Below are 21,068 nucleotides of genomic sequence, written 5' to 3' on the forward strand. Positions count from 1 at the left end.
CGAAACGGGCCCCGCCGTAACGTTTTTCGGCGCATCATCGCCGTTAGGGACAGTGGCCTCGCACAGACCTCTCTCCCGGTGGGCGGCCCCGGCGTTCGCACCGCGCCGGGGCCGCCCATTTCTCTGCGGGGCGACCCGCACCGTCAGTATCGCGAAACTTGTTCGGTTCTGTCCCGGCGATGGGTAAATCTGCCCGCTACTCGCTGGCGCTGACCAGCACCTTCCCCACCACGGAGTCCTCCACCGCCTGATGTGCGGCGGCGGTGGCCGACAGCGGGTACCGGTGCAGCGGCAGACCGGCCTCCTCGCCCACCCGGATGCCGCCCTGCGCGGCAGCCGCCGCGACGTCCACCACCGCCTGCGCCTTGGCCGCCTTCGGCAACGTGTACACCAGCACGAACTGCCAGCGTGCGTTCGGCGTCATCAGCGGCCGGATCGGCAGCGTCACCTCGTCGCCGCCGTCGTCGGCGTAGACGCAGACCACCCCGCCGTGGTGCAGCAGTTGCACATCGGTGGCGGCGTTGCGCGCGGCGGAGACCTCCACGATCGCGTGCACCCCGTCGGGCGCGACCTTGCGGACCTCCTCGACCACGTCCTGTTCCCGATAGTTGATCACCATCGAGGCGCCGGCCGCCGCGGCCAGCTGCGCCTTCTCCGCGCTGCTCACCGTGGCGATCACGCACGCGTCGGCCCAGGCCGCGAGCTGGATCGCCGCGTTGCCCACCGCGCCCGCCCCGCCCTGCACCAGCACCGCGTGGTCGCTCAACGCGCCCGGACGCAGGCTGTCCGGCAGGTACTCCCCGACGGTCAGGCAGCGGTGCGCCGTCAGGAACGGGATGCCCAGGCAGGCGCCCAACTCGAAGGAGGCGTCACCGAGGCGTACCGCCTGGCGAACCGGCACCACCGTGTACTCGGCGGCGGTGCCCCAGGGCCGCTGCCAGGCCGCCTCCCAGAGCCACACCCGCTCGCCGACCAGGTCCTGGTCGACGCCCTCGCCGACCGCCTCGACCACCCCGGCACCGTCCTGGCCGGGAATCCGCCAGCCCTCCGGCAGCGGCCACTGCCGGCGGGCCTTCCAGTCCGACGGGTTGACCCCGGAGTACGCGACGCGCACCAGCACCTCGCCCCGGCCGGGTTCCGGCACCGGCCGATCGACCAGTTGGAGCACCGAAGGGTCACCCGTGTGCTCGTACACGATGGCCTTCATCCCGCTTCCTCTCGCTTCCCGCCACTGATCCACCATCGACCGTAGGCGGGGCGGGGGCCGGCCGGCAGAGGTTCAGCCGAGCTGGGCCACCACCTCCGGAGTCAGCTCGTCGATCGAGCCCAGCACCGCCGTGGCCAGCCCCTGCGCATCCGGATCGAGCGGGTACGACCCGTGCGGCACCACCACCAAGGTCATCCCCGCCGCGGCGGCGGAGCGTACGCCGTTGGAGGAATCCTCCACCGCCACGCAGCGCGCCGGTTCGACGCCGAGCTGCCGCGCCACGGTCAGATAGACGTCCGGTGCCGGCTTGCCGCGCTCGGTCTGCTCGGTCGACAGCGTGGCCCGGAAGGCGTCGGTCAGGCCGGTGGCGGCCAGCGCCGCCGCGATCAGCCGGGTCGGCGAGGAACTGGCCAACCCCAGCGGCCACCGCGCGGCCAGTCGGCGCACCACCTGGTCGGCCCCGTCGATCAGCGGTACGCGGGCCGCGTAGCGCCGGGCCATCTCCTCGACCACCTCGGCGGCGACCTGCTCGGCGGTACGTCGTACGCCCAGTTCACCGCTGAGGTACCGGGCCCACTCGCCGGTGCTCATCCCCATCAGCCGGCGCTGGGTGTCGTCCTGCCAGGTGCCCCCGTGGTCTGCCACGTACGCCCGGCGCACCTCCTCCCAGACCGGCTCGGAATCCACGATCACGCCGTCCAGATCGAACACCACCGCATCCACCGTCACCCCGCCATCCTCCCTCCCCCACCCCGGAAGTAAGGAAGGGCCCCTTATTAACGCCTGGCGTAGAGGAAGGGCCCCTTTTTAACTTCGGGGGCCGGGAAGGCCGATCGGGTTGTCGGAGGGGATGACGCGGTGGGCGGCATTGGCCAGGGGAGCCAGGAGGGTGCGGAGGCGGTCCAGGGAGCCGGGGTCGAGGGTCTGCCAGGGGCGGGCGGCGGCATCGTCGGTGGCGTCCTCGATCGCCTGGAAGCCGGCCCGGCCGCGCTCGGTGGGCTCGCCGTCGGCGGTGAGCCAGCCTCGGGCGGCCAGCCGGTCGCGGGCCTGCGCCCACTCCTGCTCCGACCAGCCCCGACGGAGCAGGGGCTCGGACGCCATGCCGGCCGCGACCCGCCAGGTCAGCGTCTCCATCGGGTCGAGGTCGGCGGCGACCAGCGCCGCGATGTGCCCGTCGCCGCGATGCTCGCGCAGCGTGGTCGCGGCCTGCCAGAGCCGGGCCAGCGGATACTCGCCGCGCGGCAGGGCGGCGTTGGCCGCGCCGAGAACCCGGCCGGGAGCCGTCCCGACCGCCGCGGCAGCGGCCTCCAGCAGCTCGGCGGTCTCCGTCAGGTGCCGTTCGGGCAACTCGTACGTCAACTCGGCCAGCGCCTGCACCGCCCCGGTGAGCCGGGCCCGCAACGCCTCCTCGGGGGTGGCCAGCTGCCACACCGCGGGCAGGGCTCGGGCCACCACGTGCGGGGCGAAGGTGAAGAAGGCGGCGATCACCGGCGCGGGACCGACCGGCCCGAGCGGGGCGGCCCGGCCAGCGAAGTAGCCCCGCCAGAACCCGCGCAGCCCGGCCGCCTCGTACGCGGCCCGGGCACGCGGGTGGAAGTAGGTGACGGCGTGCACCGACTCGTAGCAGGTCCACATCAACCGGGCGACCTGCCCCGGGCTGTCCAGCGCCGTCATCCGTACCTCCTACTGAGCGGCGAGAACGTCCACCACGAAGCGCAGCGGGCCACCCGGACGTCCGCCCTCGCCGTCGCCGTACGCCTGCTCGGCCGGGATGTCGAGCTGCACGCGGCTGCCCACGGTCACCCCGACCAGGCCCTTGTCCCAACCCTCGATGACCTGCCCCACGCCGATCGGGAAGGTGGCCGGCTCGCCCCGCTCCCACGAGGAGTCGAACTCCTCACCGTTCTCGTAGAACACGCCCACGTAGTTGGTGGTGATCGCCTGGCCCGCCGTCACCTTCGGCCCGGTGCCCTCGATCAGCGGGGTGACGGTGAGCTTGGTCAGCTCGCCCTCGCCGGCGGCGATGGTCGGCTTGCTGCCCAGGGCCGGGTCGGCGCCCTCCGGCAGCTGCGGGGCGGGCGGTGCACCCGGAGCCGCCGGGTCGGTCACGTCGCTCGGCGACGCCGACGGGCTGCCCGCCGCCTGCTCGGGGGAGTCGTCGCCACCGCGCTGCCCGATGATCACGAACACGGTGATCAGTACGCCGACCACGGCGACGGCGGCGAGGGCGCCGGCCCAGGCCTGCCGGCGGCGCTTGGCCTCGGCTGCCTTCTGCTCGGCCAACTGTTCGGCCAGTCGCCGCCGTGCCTTGCTCTCCTGCCCGCCCGCGTGCTCGCTCACGTCCTCGACTCCCTGATGAGAGATGGATGCGTCCGGGCCACGGACGCCGTCGCCGACACACGGTACCTGGTGTCGCGCGTACCTCCGACGATCGATCGTGGCCCGTGGGATTCCTGAGCCGGCTGGGGCAGGAGTGCGGGGCCCGGAAACGATTCCGGGCCCCGCACCGCTGACCGACGCCGCGAGCACGGGCACGGCGGATCACCAGGAGGTCGGCTTGCCCTTCTGGAACAACCACACGTCGAAGAAGGCGGTCAGATCCCGCCCGGACTCCCGCTCGGCCAGCGCGATGAAGTCGGCCGTGGCGGCGTGGCTGTGCCGGTGGATCTCCGCCCACTGCCGCAGGATGCGGAAGAAGGCGTCGTCACCGACCTTGCCGCGCAGCGCGTGCAAGGTCATCGCACCCCGGTTGTACGGGGCACTGCTGAACATGTCCACCACCCCTGGGTCGGCAAGGAGGATCTGCCAGAACGACGACGAGGCGGCCCGCCCGTAGTTGCTGCTGCTGTTGAACGTCTGCTCGACCGTCGCCCCGCCGTTGTGCTCGGTGTACATCCACTGGCCGTACGTGGCGAAGCCCTCGTTGAGCCAGATGTCCTTCCAGCGCTCCGGTGAGACGCTGTTGCCGTACCACTGGTGGGCGATCTCGTGCGCCATCGTGCCGACGCTCGCCGTGTTGGAGAAGATCGGCTTCGTCTGGGTCTCCAGGGCGTAACCCACCTGCGGGGCGTAGTCGACGATCGCGCCGGTGGAGGCGAACGGGTACGGCCCGAACTTCTCGGTGAAGAACTCCATCATCTTCGGGATCTGCGACACCGCGTTGGTCGAGCCGGCGACCAGGCGCGGGTCGATCGCCACGTACGACGGAACACCGCTGGGCGTGACCGACTCGGTGACCTGGAACCGGCCGATGGTGATCGTCGCCAGGTAGGTGGCCATCGGCTCGGTGTTGTCCCAGACGTACGTGGTCCAGCCGTTGCGGGTCCGCTGGGAGAGAAGCTGGCCGTTGCCGACGGCGGTGAGCCCCTCCGGCACCCGCGCGGTGAACCGGAACGTGGCCTTGTCGGTCGGGGTGTCGTTGCTCGGCAGCCAGGCGGGCGTGCCCTGCGGCTCGCCGACGACGAAGACGCCGTCGTCGGTCGGGATCCAGCCCTCGATCGACCCGTCCGGGTCGGTCACCGGTCCCGGTACGCCGGCATACTTCACCACCACGGTGAACGTCTGCCCGGTCTTCGGCTTCGGTCGGGGGGTGATGACCAGTTCCTGGCCGTCGCGGGTGAAGCCGTTCTTCTTGCCGTTCACCGTCACCGAGGAGACCGCCGGACCCCGGAAGTCCAGGTTGAACCGATCAAGATCCTGGGTGGCCCGCGCGGTGATCGTCGCGGTGGCGTCCATGAACCGGGTCGCCGGATCGTACGAGAAGTCGAGATCGTAGTGCTGTACGTCGTACCCGCCGTTGCCCTGATCAGGGAAGTACGGGTCGCCGATGCTCGGTGCACCGGGTGCGAAGCGGGGAGCGCCGGGGTTACCGGGTGCTGCGCCGGCCGGGCTCGGCGCCACCAGTGCACCGGCGGCCAGCAGGCTGGCGGTGGCCAGGGCAGCACCACGCAGTCGGGGGATCGTCATGAGAATCCTCTCCGTGGGGGATGCCGCGCAGCGTAGGATCCCCAAGATTCCTGGTCAATGACCTGACGTGCCGGTTCCTGCCGTGTTCGGTTCCTGCCGTGTTCGGTTCATGGCCGCCGGGCGACGGGCAGGTTCACGCCGTGCGGCGCGGCTGCCGGCACGATCGGTTGCGACAAGCCCCGTCCCCGGACGTGCTCGTGCTGTCCCTGTCGAGCTGAATCGTTGACGCCGTCGCGTGCGGGCTGTTGGTCGCCGTCCGGTCGAGGCCGTGATCCGTTGACGCTCTCAGCTCGACAGGGCCGGGCGTACGCACGGTAGGGCGTGCGCAAGGCCTCCTGCCGGGCGTTCCAATCCCGACACGAGGCGCCCGCCGGGGCGGTCAGGCGGTCTTGCGGGCGGCCTTCTTCGGAGCAGCCTTCTTGGCGGTGGCCTTCTTCTCCGCCTTCGGGGCCGCCTTCTTTGCGCCCTCGGTCTTCTTGGCACCCTCGGCCCGCTTGGGGGTGGGCGTCTTGGCCGCGGCCTTCTTCGCCGGGGCCTTGGCCGCCTTCTTCTGCGCGGATCGGGCGGACGTGATCGGGGTCGGCTCGCCGGCACCACCACCACCGGCACCACCACCACCGCCGGCTCCACCACCGCCGGCTCCACCACCGGTCGCCGCACCCGCCTCGCCGCGAGCCGCGCGGGCCCGCTCGACGGACGCCTTGAGCGCGGCCATCAGGTCGACGGCGGCGGCCGGGGCCTCCTCCACCTCCTCCGGCTGGACCACCTCGCGGCCCTCCACCTTCGCGTCGATGACCTCCTGCAACGCCGCCCGGTAGTCGTCGGTGAACTCGTCCGGGTGGAACTCGGCGGCCATCGAGTCGATCAGCGAGGTGGCCATGGCCAGCTCCGGCGGGCGGAGCTTCAGGTCCTCGTCGAGGAAGCCGAAGGCGGGCTTCCGGATCTCGTCGGGCCAGAGCATGGTGTTCAACAGCAGCACGCCGTCGCGGACCCGCAGGGTGGCCAACTGCTCCCGCTGGCGCAGCGCCACCTTGACGATCGCCACCCGCTCGGAGTCGGTCAGCGCGTCCCGCAACAGCAGGTACGGCTTGGTCGCCGTCCCCTCGGGCTCCAGGAAGTACGCCTTGTTGTAGAGGATCGGGTCGACCTGCTCGGCCGGCACGAACTCCAGCACGTCGATGGCGCGGGAGGTGGTCAGCGGCAGGTCGGCGAAATCCTCGTCGGTGAGGATCACCATCTCGCCGCCGCCGATGTCGTAGCCCTTGGCGATGTCGTCGTAGCTGACCTCCTCGCCGCAGACCTGGCAGGTGCGCTTGTACCGGATCCGCCCGCCGTCCTCCCGGTGTACCTGGTGGAACCGGATGTCCTTCTCCTCGGTCGCCGAGTAGAGCTTGACCCCGATCGAGACAAGCCCGAACGACACGGCTCCCTTCCAGATGGCCCGCATCCCGCGCCCCCTTTCCCGGTATCGACCATGCTCGCACCAGATGGAACCGGGCGCGGGGCGTTCGGCCTGGTACTACAGTCGAAACGTGCCCGGCGCGCCGCTCAAGCCGATGCTCGCGATGACCGGGCAACTCCCGGCCGGCGCGGGCTGGGCGTACGAGTTCAAGTGGGACGGCGTACGCGGCCTCGCCGACATCGCCGCCGGGCGGCAACGCCTCTACGCCCGCTCCGGCGTGGAGATCACCACCGCGTACCCCGAACTGATTCCGCTCGCCGAGCAGGTGGACGACGCACTGCTCGACGGGGAGGTGGTGCTCTTCGACCAGGCCGGGCGGCCCTCGTTCACCGCCCTGGCCGAGCGGATGCACGTGCGCAACCCGGCGAAGGCGGCCCGGCTGGCGGCGAGCGCCCCGGTCACGTACATGATCTTCGACCTGATCCGGCTCGGCGGCGCGGACCTCACCGGCTGGCCGTACGCCCGGCGTCGCGAGGCCCTTGACGAGTTGGGGCTGGGCGCGGCGCGGTGGGCCGTTCCGCCGGCCTTCACCGACGGCCCGGCCACCTACGCGGCGGCCGGCGAGCACGGCCTGGAGGGGGTGATGGCCAAGCGGCTCGACTCGGCCTACCGGCCCGGGGTCCGCTCGCCCGACTGGCTCAAGGTCAAGCTGGAGGTGACCGGCGACTTCGTCGTCGGCGGCTGGCGACCCGGCGCGCGGCGGATCGGCGGCCTGCTGGTCGGGGTGCCCGGTGCCGGCGGGCCGCTCGTCTACCGGGGTCGGGTCGGCGGCGGGATCGGCGCCGCCCTGGAACGGGAACTGCTGCGCGAGCTGGAGCCACTGCGCACCACCGCGTCGCCGTTCGCCGGCGACGTGCCCCGCGAGGACGCCCGGGGCGCCATCTGGGTGAACCCACTGGTGGTGGTGGAGGTCAAGTACGGCCAGCGCACGCCGGACGGGCGACTGCGGTTCCCCCGGATCCTTCGGCTGCGACCGGACAAACCGGCCGAGGAGGTCGAGGATGCCAGCTGACCGGCTCCAGGTCGAGGTCCAGGGCCGCGCCCTGAAGCTCTCCAACCTGGACAAGGTCCTCTACCCGCAAGCCGGTTTCACCAAGGGCGAGGTGATCGACTACTACACCCGGATCGCCCCGGTGCTGCTGCCACACCTGGCCGACCGGGCCTTGACCCGGATCCGGTACCCGAACGGGGTGGAGGACAACTCGTTCTTCGAGAAGAACGCCCCCGCCGCCACCCCCGAGTGGGTACGCACCGAGACGCTGCCCGCCCCCGGATCGAGCAAGGGGCGGGAAACCATCGACTACGTGGTCGCCGACGACCTGCCCACCCTGGTCTGGCTGGCCAACCTCGCCGCGCTGGAACTGCACACGCCGCAGTGGAAGATCGGCAAACACCCGGACATGATGGTCGTCGACCTGGACCCGGGCCCACCCGCCGGGCTGGCGGAGTGCTGCACGGTGGCGATCCTGATGCGCGACCGGCTCGCCGACGACGGCGTCGACTCGTACCCGAAGACCTCCGGCAAGAAGGGCATGCAGCTCTGCTGCCCGATCGCCGGGACCCAGTCCGCCGACGACGTGTCGGCGTACGCGCGTCGGATCGCCCAGGAGCTGGAACGCGAACACCCCAAGCTGGTCGTGTCCAAGATGGCGAGGACGCTCCGGCCGGGCAAGGTCTTCATCGACTGGAGTCAGAACAACGCGGCGAAGACGACGGTGGCGCCCTACTCGTTGCGCGCCCAGGCCGTGCCGTCGGTGTCGACGCCGCTGACCTGGGAGGAGGTGGAGGCCGGCCCGCGCGGGAAGCAGCCCGCCGTCCGCCGGTTCACCGCCGCCGAGGTCCTGAAACGAGCCGAGAAGTACGGCGACCTGCTCGCCCCACTCCTCGACGGCGGCCCCACCCTCCCGTAACAAGCACTCGGAGTAGGAAGGGCCCCCTACCAACGCCTGCGGTAGAGGTGAGAGCCCCTCTCAACCCTGCCGGCGTAGTCGTGCGTAGGCCCCGCTGAGCAGGGCTACCGTGATCACGCTGACGAGCACGTCGCTGACCAGGGCCTCGCCGGGCGATGCCGGCGCGTACGGCGGCACGAGGTACGCCAGGACCGCCGCGCCGACCAGCGCCCCCGCGACGCAGGCCAACACGTGGCCCTGCCCCCAACCGGCGCGCCCGGACCAGCGGACGAGCACCACCGCCAGCCCAGCGATGACGATCACCGCAACGGCGACCCCGAGCCAGTTGGTCTGCATGCTCACGGCAAGGTAACCGACCAGGACCAGCACCCCGGGAAGGGCCGGTCGTGGCGCGCCGGCCGGTGCCCGGTCAGTTAACCGCGCATCGGCCGGGCGGCGCCGCCAGCGGGGCAGCGCGGCCACCACGATGAGGGCGGCTACCACCGCGGCCGCCCCGACGAGCTGCCCAGGGCTGGCCAGGAACCCCGCCCGGCCGCTGTCGTCGGTGAAAATGAGCAGGCTGCCCAGCAGGTAGAGAGCGGCCACCGCGACCAGGCCGGGTGCCCGCAACCATGGGCGCAGGCGGCGGGCCGGGGAGAGGTACGACTCGACGATCGCGATCGGCGCGCAGATGGTCAACGCCACGTGGTTGCCCAGGAAGCTGACCGCCTCCTGGGCGCTGATCCCCAGCCACGGGATACGGGTCTGGTCCGCCGCGCTGAGGTCGGCGAACTCGGTGTCGGCGAGGAAATCGGGGTTGAACAGCGACTGGTCGACCAGCCCCGCCTGGAACACACCGAATCCCGCCGCGAGCAGCAGGATCATCGGCCACCCTGCGCCCGTACGCCGGGCCGCCTCCCGGATCAGGATCGCCGCGCCGCCGTACATCGGGGCCAGCACGACCACGACGAGCAGCATGTCCGTGCCGGCGAACCCGCCCCATGAGCACTCGGCCGCCCAGGGGGCGAGCAGCAGCAGTGCCACGACCGGGACAAGTCGCCGCACTGATTGCCCGGCGCCCGGCACCTCGGTCTGCTGGCCCGCTTCCGCGACGCCGGCCCGCTGCTGTCCGTGGTGAGTCATGGCTCGACTGTCCTGGCAGCGCGAGGGCGCCACTAGCGCCATTGGTCTATGCCACCGCCGACCATCGACTATCCGAGGCGGTCGTGGTCGTCGAGGATCTCGGCGATCACGTGCTGGTTGGCGGCGGCCAACTCGGGCGCGGTGTCGAGGTGCTGCCGCACCAGCAGCATCGCCTTCCACAGCGCCCAGCCCCGCGCCCGCGCCCAGGTGCCGGCGTCCTGGCCGACCGTCTCCCGGAACGCCCGGCGGCTCTCGCCGGAGAGCATCGCCCAGGCGATCACCAGGTCGCAGGCCGGGTCGCCCACTCCGCAGGTGCCGAAGTCGATGACGGCGCTCAGCTTCCCCTCCGCCACCAGCAGGTTTCCCACCGCGAGGTCCCCGTGGAACCACACCGGCTCGCCGCGCCACTCGGCGGCCAGGGCCGCCTCCCAGACCGCGCCGGCCCGCGCCACGTCAACGTGACCCGCCAGCGTGGCCAGCAACTGGCGGGTCTCCGCGTCGTAGTGGGCCGGCGGGGCACCCCGGTAGAAGCTGTGCTCCCCGGCGACCGGCCCGCCGGTGGCGTCGCAAGCCTGAAGGGCACGGAGGAGATCGGCCACCGAGACCGCGAACCCCGTCAGGTCGTCGATGCGCCCCCGGTCGGCCGTCTCGCCGGGCAGCCAGCCCCGCACCGACCACGGAAAGGGGTACCCCTCGCCGGGCACGCCCAGACCGAGGACCGGCGGGACGGCGACCGGCAGATGCGGGGCCAGCCGGGGAAGCCACTCGTTCTCCTTGGCCACCCCGGGGACGTACCCGGCGGCGGTGGGCAGTCGTACGGTCAGCTCGCTGCCCAGCCGGTACGTCCGGTTGTCGTGCCCGTCGACCGGCACCGGCCGCACCGGCAGGTCGGCCCACTGCGGAAACTGGGCGGCGAGCAGACGCCTCACCAGGCCGGCGGTAATCCCGGCGCGGCCATCGAGCCCAGCCGGCAGCGTCTCGTCGTCCGTGGTCGAAGGCATGGCGTACATCCTTGGTAGATGTCGGCCCTGCGGCAACGCGATTTCCTGACCCATTGGGTGTCTTGCGGACTCGACAGGGTGGGGCAGCAGGTAGTAGGACGTACCTATGCCTGCTGCCACGCCCGTGCTCTCCGTCGTCGGTCTCGCCGAGCGGGAGCAGCCGCTGCTCACCTACCTTGACCAGCGGAGCGGTCATCGCCAGGATCTGACGGCCGCCGAGCTGGGCGACTGGGCGGCGCGCTCCGCCGGCCTGCTGCGTGACGGGTGCGGGCTGACGCCGGGCAGTCGGGTGGCCGTGCTGTTGCCGCCGCACTGGCGTACTGCTGCGATCTTGCTCGGTGCCTGGTCGGTGGGGCTGGAGGTGTCGTTCCGGCCGCGCGCCACCGCCGGGCTGCCGGTGCTGGAGCCCGGTGGAGCGCGACCGTACGACGCGGTCTTCGTCACCCCGCAACGGCTCGACGACTGGTTGGAGGACGTGCCCGACGGGCTGCACCGCTACCTGGTCGGCACCGGGCCGGAGCCGCTGGCCGACGTACCCGCCGGCTGGCTCGACTGGTCCGTGGAGGTGCTCCGGCACACCGGCGTCCCGCCGGAGCAGCGGGCGATCCGGGCGACCGACCCGGCGAGCCCGGACGGCACCAGCTACGGCCAGTGGGGCGGGATCGCCCGCGAGATGGCCGAGCGGTGGGACCTGCGCGTCGGCGACCGATTGCTGATCGACGTGGCCGAGCACGAGGAGCCCGTGAAGTGGCTGCTCGCCCCACTGTCGACCGGCGCGTCGGTGGTGCTCGCCGCCGACCTCGACCCGGCCCGCCGGGACGCGGTGATCGCCGGCGAGGGCGTCACCCGGGTGCTCTGACGGCGCGGGCCGATCCTCACTCGGCGTCGAGCTGTTCGAGCAGGTCGACGGCGGCCCGCATGTAGCCGCTGATCCAGCGGTCGTGGATGCGTTTGATCGGCAGCGGGGCGAGCGACAGGTGGCGCTCCCGGCCCACCCTGCGCCCGGTCACCAACCCGGCGCGTTCCAGCACCCGCAGATGTTGCAGCACGGTGGTGCGGTCCAGTTCGGGCAGCAGAGCGCAGAGTGAGCCGGTGGTCTGCGGGGCAGCCTTGAGCGCGTCGAGCATCCGTCGACGTGCCGGCGAGGCGAGCGCCTTGAACACCAGATCATCGTCGGAATCCTTGGCGACCGAGCCAGTCATGTTGTAAAAATACAACATGGCTGCAGCCCTCACGGAACTCTCCTTCACCGTCTCCGGGCGCATCGCGCGTCCGCGCGCCGAGGTGTACGAAGCCGTCGCCGACCCGGCGCAGCTCTCCCGGTACTTCACCACCGGCGGTGCACAGGGGCGCCTCGAACCGGGGAAGCCGGTCATGTGGGACTTCCACGACTTCCCCGGCGCCTTCCCGGTCACGGTGGCCGAGGCCGACCCGCCGCGCCGGATCGTCATCGAGTGGGACGGCGAGGCGACCACGGGCGACCGCGGCAACACCCGGGTCGTCTTCGAGTTCGAGTCGATCGACGACGACACCCGGACCCTGGTGACCATCACCGAGACGTCCTGGCAGCCGACCCCCGAGGGAGCCCGGGCCGCGTTCGGCAACTGCCAGGGGTGGACCGGCATGCTCGCCGCCCTCAAGGCCTGGCTGGAGCACGGCATCAACCTGCGCGAAGGCTTCTACAAGTAAGTGCGACCGGCAATCGGGCGGTGGTGACGAGGCGAGTCCTGGCCTGCGCGGCGCCGGCCGATCAGCCTGAGGGGCTGCGTCGGCCTCGTCGCGCAGCATGCCGCAACTCATGCTCGGCGCACGAGATGCCGCAACTCGCGGCCTCAACGGACCCGGACACCCCGACATACCGCAACCCGTGCCGCCCACCGGACGGGACACCCCGGCATGCCGCAACCCGCGCCCGACCCGATCGGCCCGAACACCCCGACATGCCGCATCCCGCGCCGCCCACCGCCCCAGACACACCTGGACCGCGGCTACGACAGCAATCGCCTTGATCAACGCCGATCGCCGTTTCGCCGTAATGGCGGTGTCCGCCCCGATCAGACGCCGCCATACCGACGAAACGGAGTCGATCAACAGGCTACGGAGGCCAGCGGCCGATCACTGAGAGAAGCCGCAACAGGTGGGGATGTGCCCGCCTCGTCCCATCGCCCTATTGCCGATCGCTCCAAGCCGGAGCACGCCTGACAGTCAATCGACCCTGGGTGCCCGAGGCCGGTCGAGCCCCGGCGCGCGTCGCGAGCAGGGCGTGCTGTGCTCGTAGGGCAGCACGCACCGCCCGCCGCCGCCGGGCAGTGGCTGGTCGCAGAAGACCCAGTGGCGTACGCACTGCTGGTCCTCGGTCGAGACGGTCACCCCGCCCGGCTCGACCGGGCGTTCAGGCGGGCCAGCACCCGGGCGGCGGTCCGCGCAAAGATCCGGGCCCGCGTCAGATCGGGCGCGCCGACCGGTAAGTGGATCACCCAACGTTCGCTCATCGGTACCGGTTCCTCGCCGACTGGGCGCTCTGCCAGGCACGCAGCGCATCCTTGATCCGTACGTTCTCCTCCTGCGCCACGGCCACGGCGACCTGCGCGGCGGCCAGCTCGTCGGCCACCCGGTGCAGAAAGGCGCGGATCTCGGCCGGATCCAGGCCGTGCCGCCGGACGTTGAGACACCGCTCGCGGACCTGTGCGGGCCGCAGTGGAAACGGGCCCGGCGGCGGAATCGCTGGTTCGGGTCTTGTCGCAGGCCGGCGCAGCAGCCGGCGGATCAGGTAGCGCACGTGTTGACCACCCTTCGTCGGATCGGGTGACGGTGGAGGGGCGGCCTCCGCCGAGGGGGTCGGCGGAGACCGCCCGCGCCCGGCCGCCGCAGCCTCAATTGGCGGTACGACGACAGGGCCGCGCCGGGGAGCGCGGAGATGGGGTCTCGACGGCGATGCGAGACCGGTACGAGAGGCGCCAACCGACCGCATCAGCACCGCATCACCACGAGTGACGGTATTGCCACCGAGTCACCTATGTCAAGCATGTCTCTGAGTCAGTGACCCACTTGTGTCACCGATGCTACGTGTGTTGCCTGTGGCGTAGCTGTTGATCGATACTGGGCGGGCCAACCGACTGCAAGGGGCCTGACGTGCCTATTCCGCCCACCATGGATGAGCTGCTCGAAGATCTCCTGAGCAAGATCAAGGATGGGACGTATCCGCCTGGGTCTCAGCTGCCCTCAGGGCGGGCGCTGGCGGACGAGTACGACGTCTCGCAGTCCACGATCAGCCGAGCGGTGGCGCGGCTGCGGGATCAGGGCGTGCTGGTCGGCCGCCCAGGGCGCGGCGTCTTCGTCGCGGAGTCCAGCCGGCGCTGACCTCAAACCAGCTCGTCGGCGGACGATGGCGGAGCGGGACACCAGGTGGTGCACGAGGACCAGGTGGTGAACGAGCGCCAGGCAGCCGACTCTGCCACAGCCTCGGGATGGTGGATCTCCGCACCAGCTTGGATCAGGAACAGGTCCGTTCGGGAGAGCGCTTCTGCTCGCTCCCCTGGTGCGCGCTCGACGAAGGCCCGTCGTACCGCGTCCATGGCCGCATCAAACCGTCCCCGAGGAATCCGATCCAGCAGGCTCGCAATTGGGTAGGTCAGGTGCCCAAGGACGTAGCTGAGGATCAGAGCAATCGCTATCAGCAGCGGCGTTGGCAGCTTGGCTAATCCCTCGGCGTCGAGCCAGCTCTGCCGGTCGGATAGGTAGATCAGCAGCGACAGGTAGAGCGAACCTGGGATCGCGTACGCGAAGAGGTCATAGATTCCAACGCTGATGTTCATCTCTAGAGTCCTCTGGGCGGCACCCTCGGGTAGGCGCAGGCGATGCAAAGCTGGCAACGCAGCAACCTTCGTAGCGTGACGTGTACCTCGATCCAACCTGGGAGTTGCGAAGTGAGGGCCGCGTCAGGCGGCGGCGGTCCCTCGCTCCTGCTTGAGCGGGGTGCTCCCGCTTTTGCGGATCTTCTCAGCGCGACCGGTGGCAGCCTTCCTCGGCGCTAGCTGCGATACGCGCTGCGGGGAGATGCCAAGAAGTGCACCCGCGTCTCGGACCGTGTAGCCCTTGGCGAGTAGCGCACGGGCCGCGCTCACCGTTGCCTCTTCGGCGGACTCCTCAGCCTTGCGTAGAGCGCTGCGGGCCTTGTGGGCGCGGGTCACCTCTTGCGGCAGTTCGGGCTGCACATCGATATCGAAGCTGTTCGGGTCGATGTTGAGCATGAGGGCGATGGCTTCACGTGCCATCTCTTCGACTTGGTCGAGACGGCGAGCCTGCGAAAACACGCCCTTGATCTCTGGCACACTGATCGCCCACCAAGAGCCCGAGCGTACGCATCTGGCGGTGTACTTCATCGGTGACGGCCCCCCTCTCACCTCAAGCCCAGGCTGCGCAGGATACCCCGCGCGGTAAGTTCGTTGATCTCCTTGTGTCGAGGTATAACCACACTCTGCGAGCCGTACCTGTAGATCGTATGGCTGCCGCCCTCGCGGGCTTTCTCGAAGGTGACGCCAGCGTTGGCAGCCGCTTTGCTGATCCTGTTGATCAGGTCAACCCGCTTCACGCAGCAAGTCTAGTCTGCTGGACAATTCAAGTAAAGCATCCTAGACGGGGGGCTGGCCAGGGAGGCCATTTGCTTCGACCCGGCGCCCGCCTCGATGTCACCCACAACGCCTACCGCGTCACCCGCCGTTCACCACCTTGATCGACTCCGTTTCGGCGGGATGGCGGCATGAGGGGTGGGTCGATACCGCAGTATCGCCGTAACGGAGTCGATCAAGGCCGCCGCAGGCGCTGCTCAGTCGAAGGAGGGCAGCGACGGGCCGAGGACGTCGTCGGCGTCGACGATGGTGTACGCGTAGCCCTGCTCGGCGAGGAAGCGCTGGCGGTGGGCGGCGTACTCGGTGTCGATGGTGTCCCGGGAGACGACCGTGTAGAAGTGCGCCTGCCGGCCGTCGGCCTTGGGGCGGAGCACCCGGCCGAGCCGCTGCGCCTCCTCCTGTCGCGATCCGAACGTGCCCGACACCTGGATCGCCACCGCTGCCTCGGGCAGGTCGATCGAGAAGTTCCCGACCTTCGAGATGACGAGAGTACGCAGCGAGCCGGAGCGGAACGCGTCGAAGAGCCGCTCCCGTTCCTTGTTCGTCGTCGAGCCCTGCACGATCGGGGCGTCGAGGTATTCCCCCAACTGGTGCAGCTGGTCGATGTACGCGCCGATTACCAGCGTCTGCTCGGTCCGGTGCCGCTCCACCAGGGCGCGAACCACCGGCAGCTTGGTGCGGGCGGTGGCGGCCATCCGGTAGCGCTCCTCGGTCTCCGCGGTCGCGTAGGCCATCCGCTCGGCGTCGGTCAGGGTGACGCGTACCTCGGTGCACTCGGCCGGGGCGATCCAGCCCTGCGCCTCGATGTCCTTCCAGGGTGCGTCGTACCGCTTCGGGCCGATCAGGCTGAACACGTCGCCCTCCCGGCCGTCCTCGCGGACCAGGGTGGCGGTCAGGCCGAGCCGGCGGCGGGCCTGGAGGTCCGCGGTGAACCGGAAGATCGGCGCGGGCAGCAGGTGGACCTCGTCGTAAACGACCAGGCCCCAGTCGCGGGCGCCGAACAGGTCCAGGTGGGTGAAGGCGCCCTTCTTCCGCGAGGTGAGCACCTGGTACGTGGCGATGGTGACCGGGCGGATCTCCTTGCGCTCGCCGGAGTATTCCCCGATCTCCTCCTCGGTCAGCGACGTGCGGGCGATCAGCTCCCGCTTCCACTGCCGGCCGGCGACCGTGTTGGTGACCAGGATCAGCGTGGTCGCCTTCGCCTCGGCCATCGCCGCCGCGCCCACCAGCGTCTTGCCGGCGCCGCAGGGCAGCACCACCACCCCGGACCCGCCGGCCCAGAACGAATCCACCGCCTCCCGCTGGTACGACCGCAGCGTCCACGGCTTGCCGCCGTCCTTGCCGGTTTCGGCCAGCTCGATCGGGTGCGCCTCGCCGTCGACGTACCCGGCCAGGTCCTCCGCCGGCCAGCCCAGCTTGAGCAGGGCCTGCTTGAGCCGGCCCCGCTCGGACGGGTGCACCGCGATGGTGTCGTCGTCCAGCTTCGCGCCGAGCATCCCGGCCAGTTTCTTGCTCTTGGCCACCTCGACCAGCACCACCCGGTCCAGGGCCCGCAGCACCAGGCCGTGCGCCGGGTCGTTGACGAGCTGCAACCGGCCGTACCGGTCCATGGTTTCGGCCACGTCGACCAGCAGGGCGTGCGGCACCGGATACCGCGAGTACTTGATCAGGGCGTCCACCACGCCCTCGGCGTCGTGCCCGGCGGCGCGGGCGTTCCAGAGCCCGAGCGGGGTCAGCCGGTACGTGTGCACGTGCTCGGGGGAGCGCTCCAACTCGGCGAAGGGCGCGATGGCCATCCGGCACGCCTGCGCGTCGGGGTGGTCGATCTCCAGCAGCAGGGTCTTGTCCGACTGCACGATCAGGGGTCCACCGCTCACGCCGAGTCTCCTCCTCCGTACGGCTGATCCGCCCCTCTCGGCAGGCATCTGACCTGCCGCGCGGGGCGACCATCCAGTGTTGCACGTCCCGGCCGGTGGCAAGAACACGCTCACGAGCGCAACCGAACGGGTGCCCCGGTGCGTCTAGGAGGAGGGGCGAGTGCGGGGGGCGGCGCTGTAGTGAGGGTGCGCCGCCCTCGCGATCGTCCCGCCGGTCGGCACCGGTGCGTGCGCGTTCGACCGCGGTCAGACGGGCCAGCGCGGGGGCCGCTCCCGTCACCGCGGATCAGCCAACGGGGGCGAGCGGCGCGCCCGGGCCCGATCGGCGAACCGCCGACGTTTCGTCGCCGCCCCACCCTGGGTACGAGCTGCCGCAAGATCAGAACACGCTGGTGCTGGCCGGCCGCCGCGCGGAGTGACACCCTGGACGGCAGAGCCGGACGGTACGGGGAGGGCAGATGACCGTCGATCAGGAAGTTGTCCCCGAGCACGAGCAGGCCGAACCCGTCTCCACCGCGACGGTGGTCGGGTACGCGATCTTCGGAGTTGTACTGGCCGGCTGGTTCCTCTTCATCTGGCTGGTGGTGCAGAAGGGCTTCGTCGACTCGGTGGGCGAGGTGGCCGGAATCGGCTTCGGGCTGCTGCTGCTCGTGGCGATCGTCGGGTCGGTGCGGCGCAACCGGCGCTGACCGGGCTCACTTCTCCAGCACCGCCGCGGTGATCCGGTGCAGCGCGAAGGTGTGCAACATCTCCGTCCGCTCGTCCTCGGCGCGCAGGTAGCCCGCACCGAGTGAGACGGGCCGGACCAGCCGGGACGCGGTCGCCCCGTGCGCGTCGACATAGCCGACCCAGACCAGCGCCTTGTCGCGTACCGCCTGCTGGAGCACGGCCAGGGCGTCGCTGTGACTGTGCGCGGGCACTGGCCCGGTCGGGGGCGCGCCGCGTACCGCCGCCGGGGCCCGCCGGGCCGCCCGCGCCGCCGCGTCGCCCCGGCGGATCTGCTCGACCACACCGAGCAGGCGCGGCAGCGGCAGGCGCGGGGCCACCAGCGGGTCGCTCGCCCGGGTGGCCACCGACACCCGGGCCGGCGCCCGCCGGGCCTTCGGACGGGTGAGCATCGCCGAACCGGTGGCGTCCTCGGCCACCGGCGCGTAACCGGCCTCCCGCAGCACGCCCAGCATCCGGCTGGTCTGGTAGGGGGTGACCAGCACCGTCGGCGCGAGCCGCCGCAACGCCAACTCCGTCACCCGCCGGTCGGCCAGCACCTCGGCCAGCAGCGCTTCGTCGTCGCTGCGCAGGTACGCCCCGGCGGAGCCGGCGCGCAACCCGCCGTGTTTGCGGGCCACGTCGTCGACCAGGTAGGTCAACCCCTGCGGCACCGGTGTACGCGACCGGCGCCGGAACAGTGCGTGCAGGTCGTCGGCGGAGTAGCCGGTGTCCAACGCCCGGCGCACGCTGCCCGTGGTGACCCGGTGCACGCTCGCCCCACCGGCCGACTCGGGTTCGGCGACCAGGTCCAACTCGGCGGCGAGCGCCGGCTCCGGCGGCCCGGGTACCACCACGGTCAGGTCGGCCTGCACCAGGAAGTGATCCACCGGGGCGGGCAGCAGCGCGTCCAGCGCCCGGACCGCCGTGCCGGCGTCCACGGCGTCGGAGCGGAGCCCGAGCGGGTCGTCGCTGTCGCGGTCCTCGGTCGCGGTCGCCTCGGCCAGCAGCATCCGCCCGTACGAGGTGAGCGCCCCCAGCCCGGTCACGCCCAGCGTGGCCGCCTCGGCCAGCACCTCCCGATGCGCCGCCTCCCGGCCCCGGCTGCGCCGGGGCGCCCGCCACTCGAGCAGCGCCTGCACCTCGTCGGCGGTGGGCGCGGTCGCCGGTTCCAGCTCGGCGAGCACGCCGAGCACCGCCCGCCGGGTGGCCGGCGCGCCGGCGCGCTCCGCCTCGGCGGAGAGCACCGTGATCGGCCGGTCCCGGTCGTCGCGCTGGCCGACCAGCCCGGCCTGCCGGGTCATGGTCAGCCAGGCGCGGGCCAGCTGCTCCCAGCGCTGGGCCAGCGACCCCGCCCGCCACAGCTCGTAGCCGGCGGCGGGCAGCACCTGCTGGTCGACGCCGTACCGGGCGGCGGAGCCGGGCAGCTCGACCTCGCCGGTGAGCCCGGCCGCGTACGCCACCTCCAGCAGCAGCGCCGCCGTCGACTCGTCCAGCCCGGTGGCGCGGGCCAACCGCCGCAGATCGCGTACGCCGAGGCCGCCCGAGCGCAGCACCGGCGCCGGTTCGGCAGCCAACTGTTCCAGCAGCGCCTCGGTGTGGCGTACCACCTCCATGGTCTGCCCGGCCCCGGCGGAGTCGGCGGCCTTCGGCTCGCGGCCGACGGCGGCGACCGGCGGCGGGCTGGTGCTCAGCGGACCCAGCGGCCCGGTGTCGCGGCGCAGCAGCAGCCCGATCTCCCGCGGCAGCTCGACCATGCCGGTGGTGCCGCCCTTGCCACCGGCGACCCGCACCAGCAGCCGGTGGTCGACCAGCCAGCGCACCGGGGAGCCGGTCGGCGCCCCGCCGTTGGTCTCGTCCGGGGGCAGTTCGTCCTCGGCGCCGGCGGCCGGGGCCTGCAACGCGCCGGGTGGCACGCTGCCGACCGGCGGCCCGGCCGCGAGCCGGTCCAGGATCGCCCGCGCCGACGGGGGCGCGGCCAGCAGCGTCCGCCGCAGCTTCGCCGGGTCCGCGCAGAGCGCCGCCGTACGCGGGTCCAGCTCCGCCGCCGGTCGGCCGAGCCCGGCGGGGTACGGGGAGATCTCGTCGATGCCACCGACGAGCTGCAACCGGTGGTCGGGGCCGTACAGCAGGAGGCGGGCGCGTAGCCGGTCGACGGCGGCCCGGACGGCGGTCGGTGCGGGCGGGTGCGGGCCGGCGGTGGCCATCGCGAGGACCCCGTCGACCGAGGTGGTGCCGTCGGCCGGGTCACGGGTCAACCGGGCGGCGTCCATGATCTGGAGGGTGAACCGGTCCAGCTCGTCCAGGGCGCGCGACACCGAGACCCGGGACTGGGCCCGGATCGCGAGCGCGGCGATGTCGGCGGGTACCGGTACGACGAGGTCGGGCCGCTGCTGGAGCAGGGCGGCGAGCGACTCGTCGGGCAGCGACCGCAGGTGGTCGGCGAGTGAGGTGCTCATCGTCGTTCCACGCTAGCCCGCACTGGCCTGCTCCCGCCCATCGGACAGCCGGGCTGGGGTGGTCGGTCGACCGGGTAGCGTTCCAGGATGTCTGCACTGACCGTCGGGTTCGACCTCGACATGACCCTGGTCGATTCGCGTCCCGGCATCGCCGCGGCCTTCCGGGCACTGACCGAGCGGACGGGCGTACCCGTCGACGCCGAGGCGGCAGTGTCGCGGCTCGGCCCGCCGTTGCGTACCGAGATCGCTCGCTGGTTCCCGCCCGAGCGGGTCGAGGAGGCGGTCCGGATCTACCGCGAGCTCTATCCGGCGTACGCGATCACCCCGTCTCTCCCGATGCCCGGCGCCCGGGCGGCCGTCGACGCGGTCCGGGAACGGGGCGGCCGGGTGCTGGTGGTCACGGCGAAGCACGGCCAGCTGGCCCGGCTGCACCTGGACCACCTGGGGCTGGTGGTGGACGAGTTGGCCGGGGACCTGTTCGCCGAGGAGAAGGCGACGGCGTTACGCGCCCACAGCGCGACCCACTACGTGGGCGATCACGTGGCGGACATGGTGGCTGCCCGGACGGCCGGCGTGCCCGGGATCGCGGTGGCCACCGGGCCGTGTTCGGCCGACGAATTGCGGTCCGCCGGGGCGGCCGTGCTGCTGGCGGACCTCGCCGGATTCCCGGCGGCGCTCGACGGCGTGACCCGGCTAGCCTTGAGGCAGTAGACGGCTCAACACGAAGCAGA

At 71.7% G+C, this 21,068-nt stretch carries 22 protein-coding genes and 1 pseudogene; 7 read left to right on the forward strand and 16 right to left on the reverse strand.

Translation table 11 applies throughout. The annotated features are described in order from the left end of the window. Positions 1 to 196 precede the first annotated feature (196 nt). The 6 genes from IEY61_RS08580 to ku all read right to left on the reverse strand — a co-directional run bounded on the left by IEY61_RS08580 (position 197) and on the right by ku (position 6,620). Positions 197 to 1,207: an NADPH:quinone reductase gene (locus IEY61_RS08580; RefSeq protein WP_189042284.1), complete on the reverse strand. Its 1,011-nt coding sequence runs from the start codon at positions 1,205 to 1,207 to the stop codon at positions 197 to 199. Positions 1,208 to 1,279: 72 nt separating this feature from the next. Then, a complete protein-coding gene (locus tag IEY61_RS08585; protein WP_189042286.1) occupies positions 1,280 to 1,936 on the reverse strand; it encodes an HAD family hydrolase in 657 nt (218 codons plus the stop codon). Positions 1,937 to 2,014: 78 nt separating this feature from the next. Continuing rightward, positions 2,015 to 2,881, reverse strand: a complete 867-nt coding sequence (locus tag IEY61_RS08590; protein ID WP_444543345.1) for an SCO6745 family protein — start codon at positions 2,879 to 2,881, stop codon at positions 2,015 to 2,017. A 9-nt stretch (positions 2,882 to 2,890) separates the two neighbouring features. Next, positions 2,891 to 3,547: an FKBP-type peptidyl-prolyl cis-trans isomerase gene (locus IEY61_RS08595; protein WP_189042288.1), complete on the reverse strand. Its 657-nt coding sequence runs from the start codon at positions 3,545 to 3,547 to the stop codon at positions 2,891 to 2,893. A gap of 201 nt (positions 3,548 to 3,748) precedes the next feature. Beyond that, positions 3,749 to 5,173, reverse strand: a complete 1,425-nt coding sequence (locus IEY61_RS08600; protein ID WP_189042290.1) for a M1 family metallopeptidase — start codon at positions 5,171 to 5,173, stop codon at positions 3,749 to 3,751. A gap of 379 nt (positions 5,174 to 5,552) precedes the next feature. Continuing rightward, positions 5,553 to 6,620, reverse strand: coding sequence for a non-homologous end joining protein Ku (gene ku / locus IEY61_RS08605; protein ID WP_189042292.1), 1,068 nt, complete (start codon positions 6,618 to 6,620; stop codon positions 5,553 to 5,555). An 85-nt stretch (positions 6,621 to 6,705) separates the two neighbouring features. Between ku and ligD (IEY61_RS08610) the strand changes: the two genes are divergently transcribed. Together ligD (IEY61_RS08610) and ligD (IEY61_RS08615) are read left to right on the forward strand one after the other, a co-directional pair. Further along, the gene (gene ligD, locus IEY61_RS08610) at positions 6,706 to 7,647 is read left to right on the forward strand and encodes a non-homologous end-joining DNA ligase (RefSeq protein ID WP_189042294.1); all 942 of its coding nucleotides are present in this window, start codon (positions 6,706 to 6,708) and stop codon (positions 7,645 to 7,647) included. Then, a complete protein-coding gene (gene ligD, locus IEY61_RS08615; protein ID WP_189042296.1) occupies positions 7,637 to 8,545 on the forward strand; it encodes a non-homologous end-joining DNA ligase in 909 nt (302 codons plus the stop codon). The genes ligD (IEY61_RS08610) and ligD (IEY61_RS08615) overlap by 11 nt, the downstream gene beginning before the upstream one ends. Positions 8,546 to 8,605: 60 nt before the next feature. Here ligD (IEY61_RS08615) and IEY61_RS08620 read toward each other — a convergent pair whose 3' ends face one another. Both IEY61_RS08620 and IEY61_RS08625 read right to left on the reverse strand, forming a co-directional pair. After that, on the reverse strand, positions 8,606 to 9,667 hold the full coding sequence (locus tag IEY61_RS08620; protein WP_189042298.1) for a hypothetical protein: 1,062 nt from the start codon (positions 9,665 to 9,667) through the stop codon (positions 8,606 to 8,608). A gap of 68 nt (positions 9,668 to 9,735) precedes the next feature. After that, positions 9,736 to 10,668 (reverse strand): aminoglycoside phosphotransferase family protein, encoded by a 933-nt coding sequence (locus IEY61_RS08625; protein WP_189042300.1) that lies wholly within the window; start codon positions 10,666 to 10,668, stop codon positions 9,736 to 9,738. Between the two features lie 106 nt (positions 10,669 to 10,774). On the opposite strand from IEY61_RS08625, the gene IEY61_RS08630 reads away from it, so the two are divergent. After that, positions 10,775 to 11,527, forward strand: coding sequence for a TIGR03089 family protein (locus IEY61_RS08630; RefSeq protein ID WP_189042302.1), 753 nt, complete (start codon positions 10,775 to 10,777; stop codon positions 11,525 to 11,527). A gap of 16 nt (positions 11,528 to 11,543) precedes the next feature. Here the strand turns inward: IEY61_RS08630 and IEY61_RS08635 are convergent, their stop codons facing one another. Beyond that, entirely contained in the window at positions 11,544 to 11,870 is a 327-nt protein-coding gene (locus IEY61_RS08635) for an ArsR/SmtB family transcription factor (RefSeq protein ID WP_229705766.1), read from the reverse strand. Positions 11,871 to 11,886: 16 nt separating this feature from the next. Between IEY61_RS08635 and IEY61_RS08640 the strand changes: the two genes are divergently transcribed. Then, positions 11,887 to 12,357 carry an SRPBCC family protein gene (locus IEY61_RS08640; protein ID WP_189042304.1) on the forward strand — a complete coding sequence of 157 codons (471 nt, stop codon included), beginning with the start codon at positions 11,887 to 11,889 and terminating at the stop codon, positions 12,355 to 12,357. A 516-nt stretch (positions 12,358 to 12,873) separates the two neighbouring features. Here the strand turns inward: IEY61_RS08640 and IEY61_RS08645 are convergent. Together IEY61_RS08645 and IEY61_RS08650 are read right to left on the reverse strand one after the other, a co-directional pair. Then, positions 12,874 to 13,160, reverse strand: a pseudogene (locus IEY61_RS08645) (hypothetical protein). Then, positions 13,157 to 13,426, reverse strand: coding sequence for a hypothetical protein (locus IEY61_RS08650; RefSeq protein ID WP_229705782.1), 270 nt, complete (start codon positions 13,424 to 13,426; stop codon positions 13,157 to 13,159). Before IEY61_RS08650 ends, IEY61_RS08645 begins: the two are co-directional and overlap by 4 nt. A gap of 392 nt (positions 13,427 to 13,818) precedes the next feature. On the opposite strand from IEY61_RS08650, the gene IEY61_RS08655 reads away from it, so the two are divergent. Next, on the forward strand, positions 13,819 to 14,028 hold the full coding sequence (locus tag IEY61_RS08655) for a winged helix-turn-helix domain-containing protein (RefSeq protein WP_189042511.1): 210 nt from the start codon (positions 13,819 to 13,821) through the stop codon (positions 14,026 to 14,028). A 2-nt stretch (positions 14,029 to 14,030) separates the two neighbouring features. Here IEY61_RS08655 and IEY61_RS08660 read toward each other — a convergent pair whose 3' ends face one another. The 4 genes from IEY61_RS08660 to IEY61_RS08675 form a co-directional block, all read right to left on the reverse strand. Then, positions 14,031 to 14,483 carry a hypothetical protein gene (locus IEY61_RS08660; protein WP_189042308.1) on the reverse strand — a complete coding sequence of 151 codons (453 nt, stop codon included), beginning with the start codon at positions 14,481 to 14,483 and terminating at the stop codon, positions 14,031 to 14,033. 123 nt (positions 14,484 to 14,606) lie between these two features. After that, positions 14,607 to 15,050 (reverse strand): type II toxin-antitoxin system HicB family antitoxin, encoded by a 444-nt coding sequence (locus IEY61_RS08665; protein ID WP_189042310.1) that lies wholly within the window; start codon positions 15,048 to 15,050, stop codon positions 14,607 to 14,609. Between the two features lie 17 nt (positions 15,051 to 15,067). Next, complete coding sequence (locus IEY61_RS08670) at positions 15,068 to 15,259, reverse strand: type II toxin-antitoxin system HicA family toxin (RefSeq protein ID WP_189042312.1); 192 nt, start codon at positions 15,257 to 15,259, stop codon at positions 15,068 to 15,070. 234 nt (positions 15,260 to 15,493) lie between these two features. Then, on the reverse strand, positions 15,494 to 17,173 hold the full coding sequence (locus IEY61_RS08675) for a DNA repair helicase XPB (RefSeq protein ID WP_189042314.1): 1,680 nt from the start codon (positions 17,171 to 17,173) through the stop codon (positions 15,494 to 15,496). 458 nt (positions 17,174 to 17,631) lie between these two features. Between IEY61_RS08675 and IEY61_RS08680 the strand changes: the two genes are divergently transcribed. Beyond that, complete coding sequence (locus IEY61_RS08680; RefSeq protein ID WP_189042316.1) at positions 17,632 to 17,862, forward strand: hypothetical protein; 231 nt, start codon at positions 17,632 to 17,634, stop codon at positions 17,860 to 17,862. A 6-nt stretch (positions 17,863 to 17,868) separates the two neighbouring features. Here IEY61_RS08680 and IEY61_RS08685 read toward each other — a convergent pair whose 3' ends face one another. Then, positions 17,869 to 20,337 carry a helicase-associated domain-containing protein gene (locus tag IEY61_RS08685; protein ID WP_189042318.1) on the reverse strand — a complete coding sequence of 823 codons (2,469 nt, stop codon included), beginning with the start codon at positions 20,335 to 20,337 and terminating at the stop codon, positions 17,869 to 17,871. Positions 20,338 to 20,424: 87 nt separating this feature from the next. On the opposite strand from IEY61_RS08685, the gene IEY61_RS08690 reads away from it, so the two are divergent. Then, positions 20,425 to 21,048, forward strand: coding sequence for an HAD family hydrolase (locus IEY61_RS08690; protein WP_189042320.1), 624 nt, complete (start codon positions 20,425 to 20,427; stop codon positions 21,046 to 21,048). Positions 21,049 to 21,068 lie beyond the last annotated feature (20 nt).

This window comes from Micromonospora sonchi, from assembly GCF_014646235.1.
In the GTDB taxonomy this organism is placed as follows: Bacteria; Actinomycetota; Actinomycetes; order Mycobacteriales; family Micromonosporaceae; genus Micromonospora; species Micromonospora sonchi.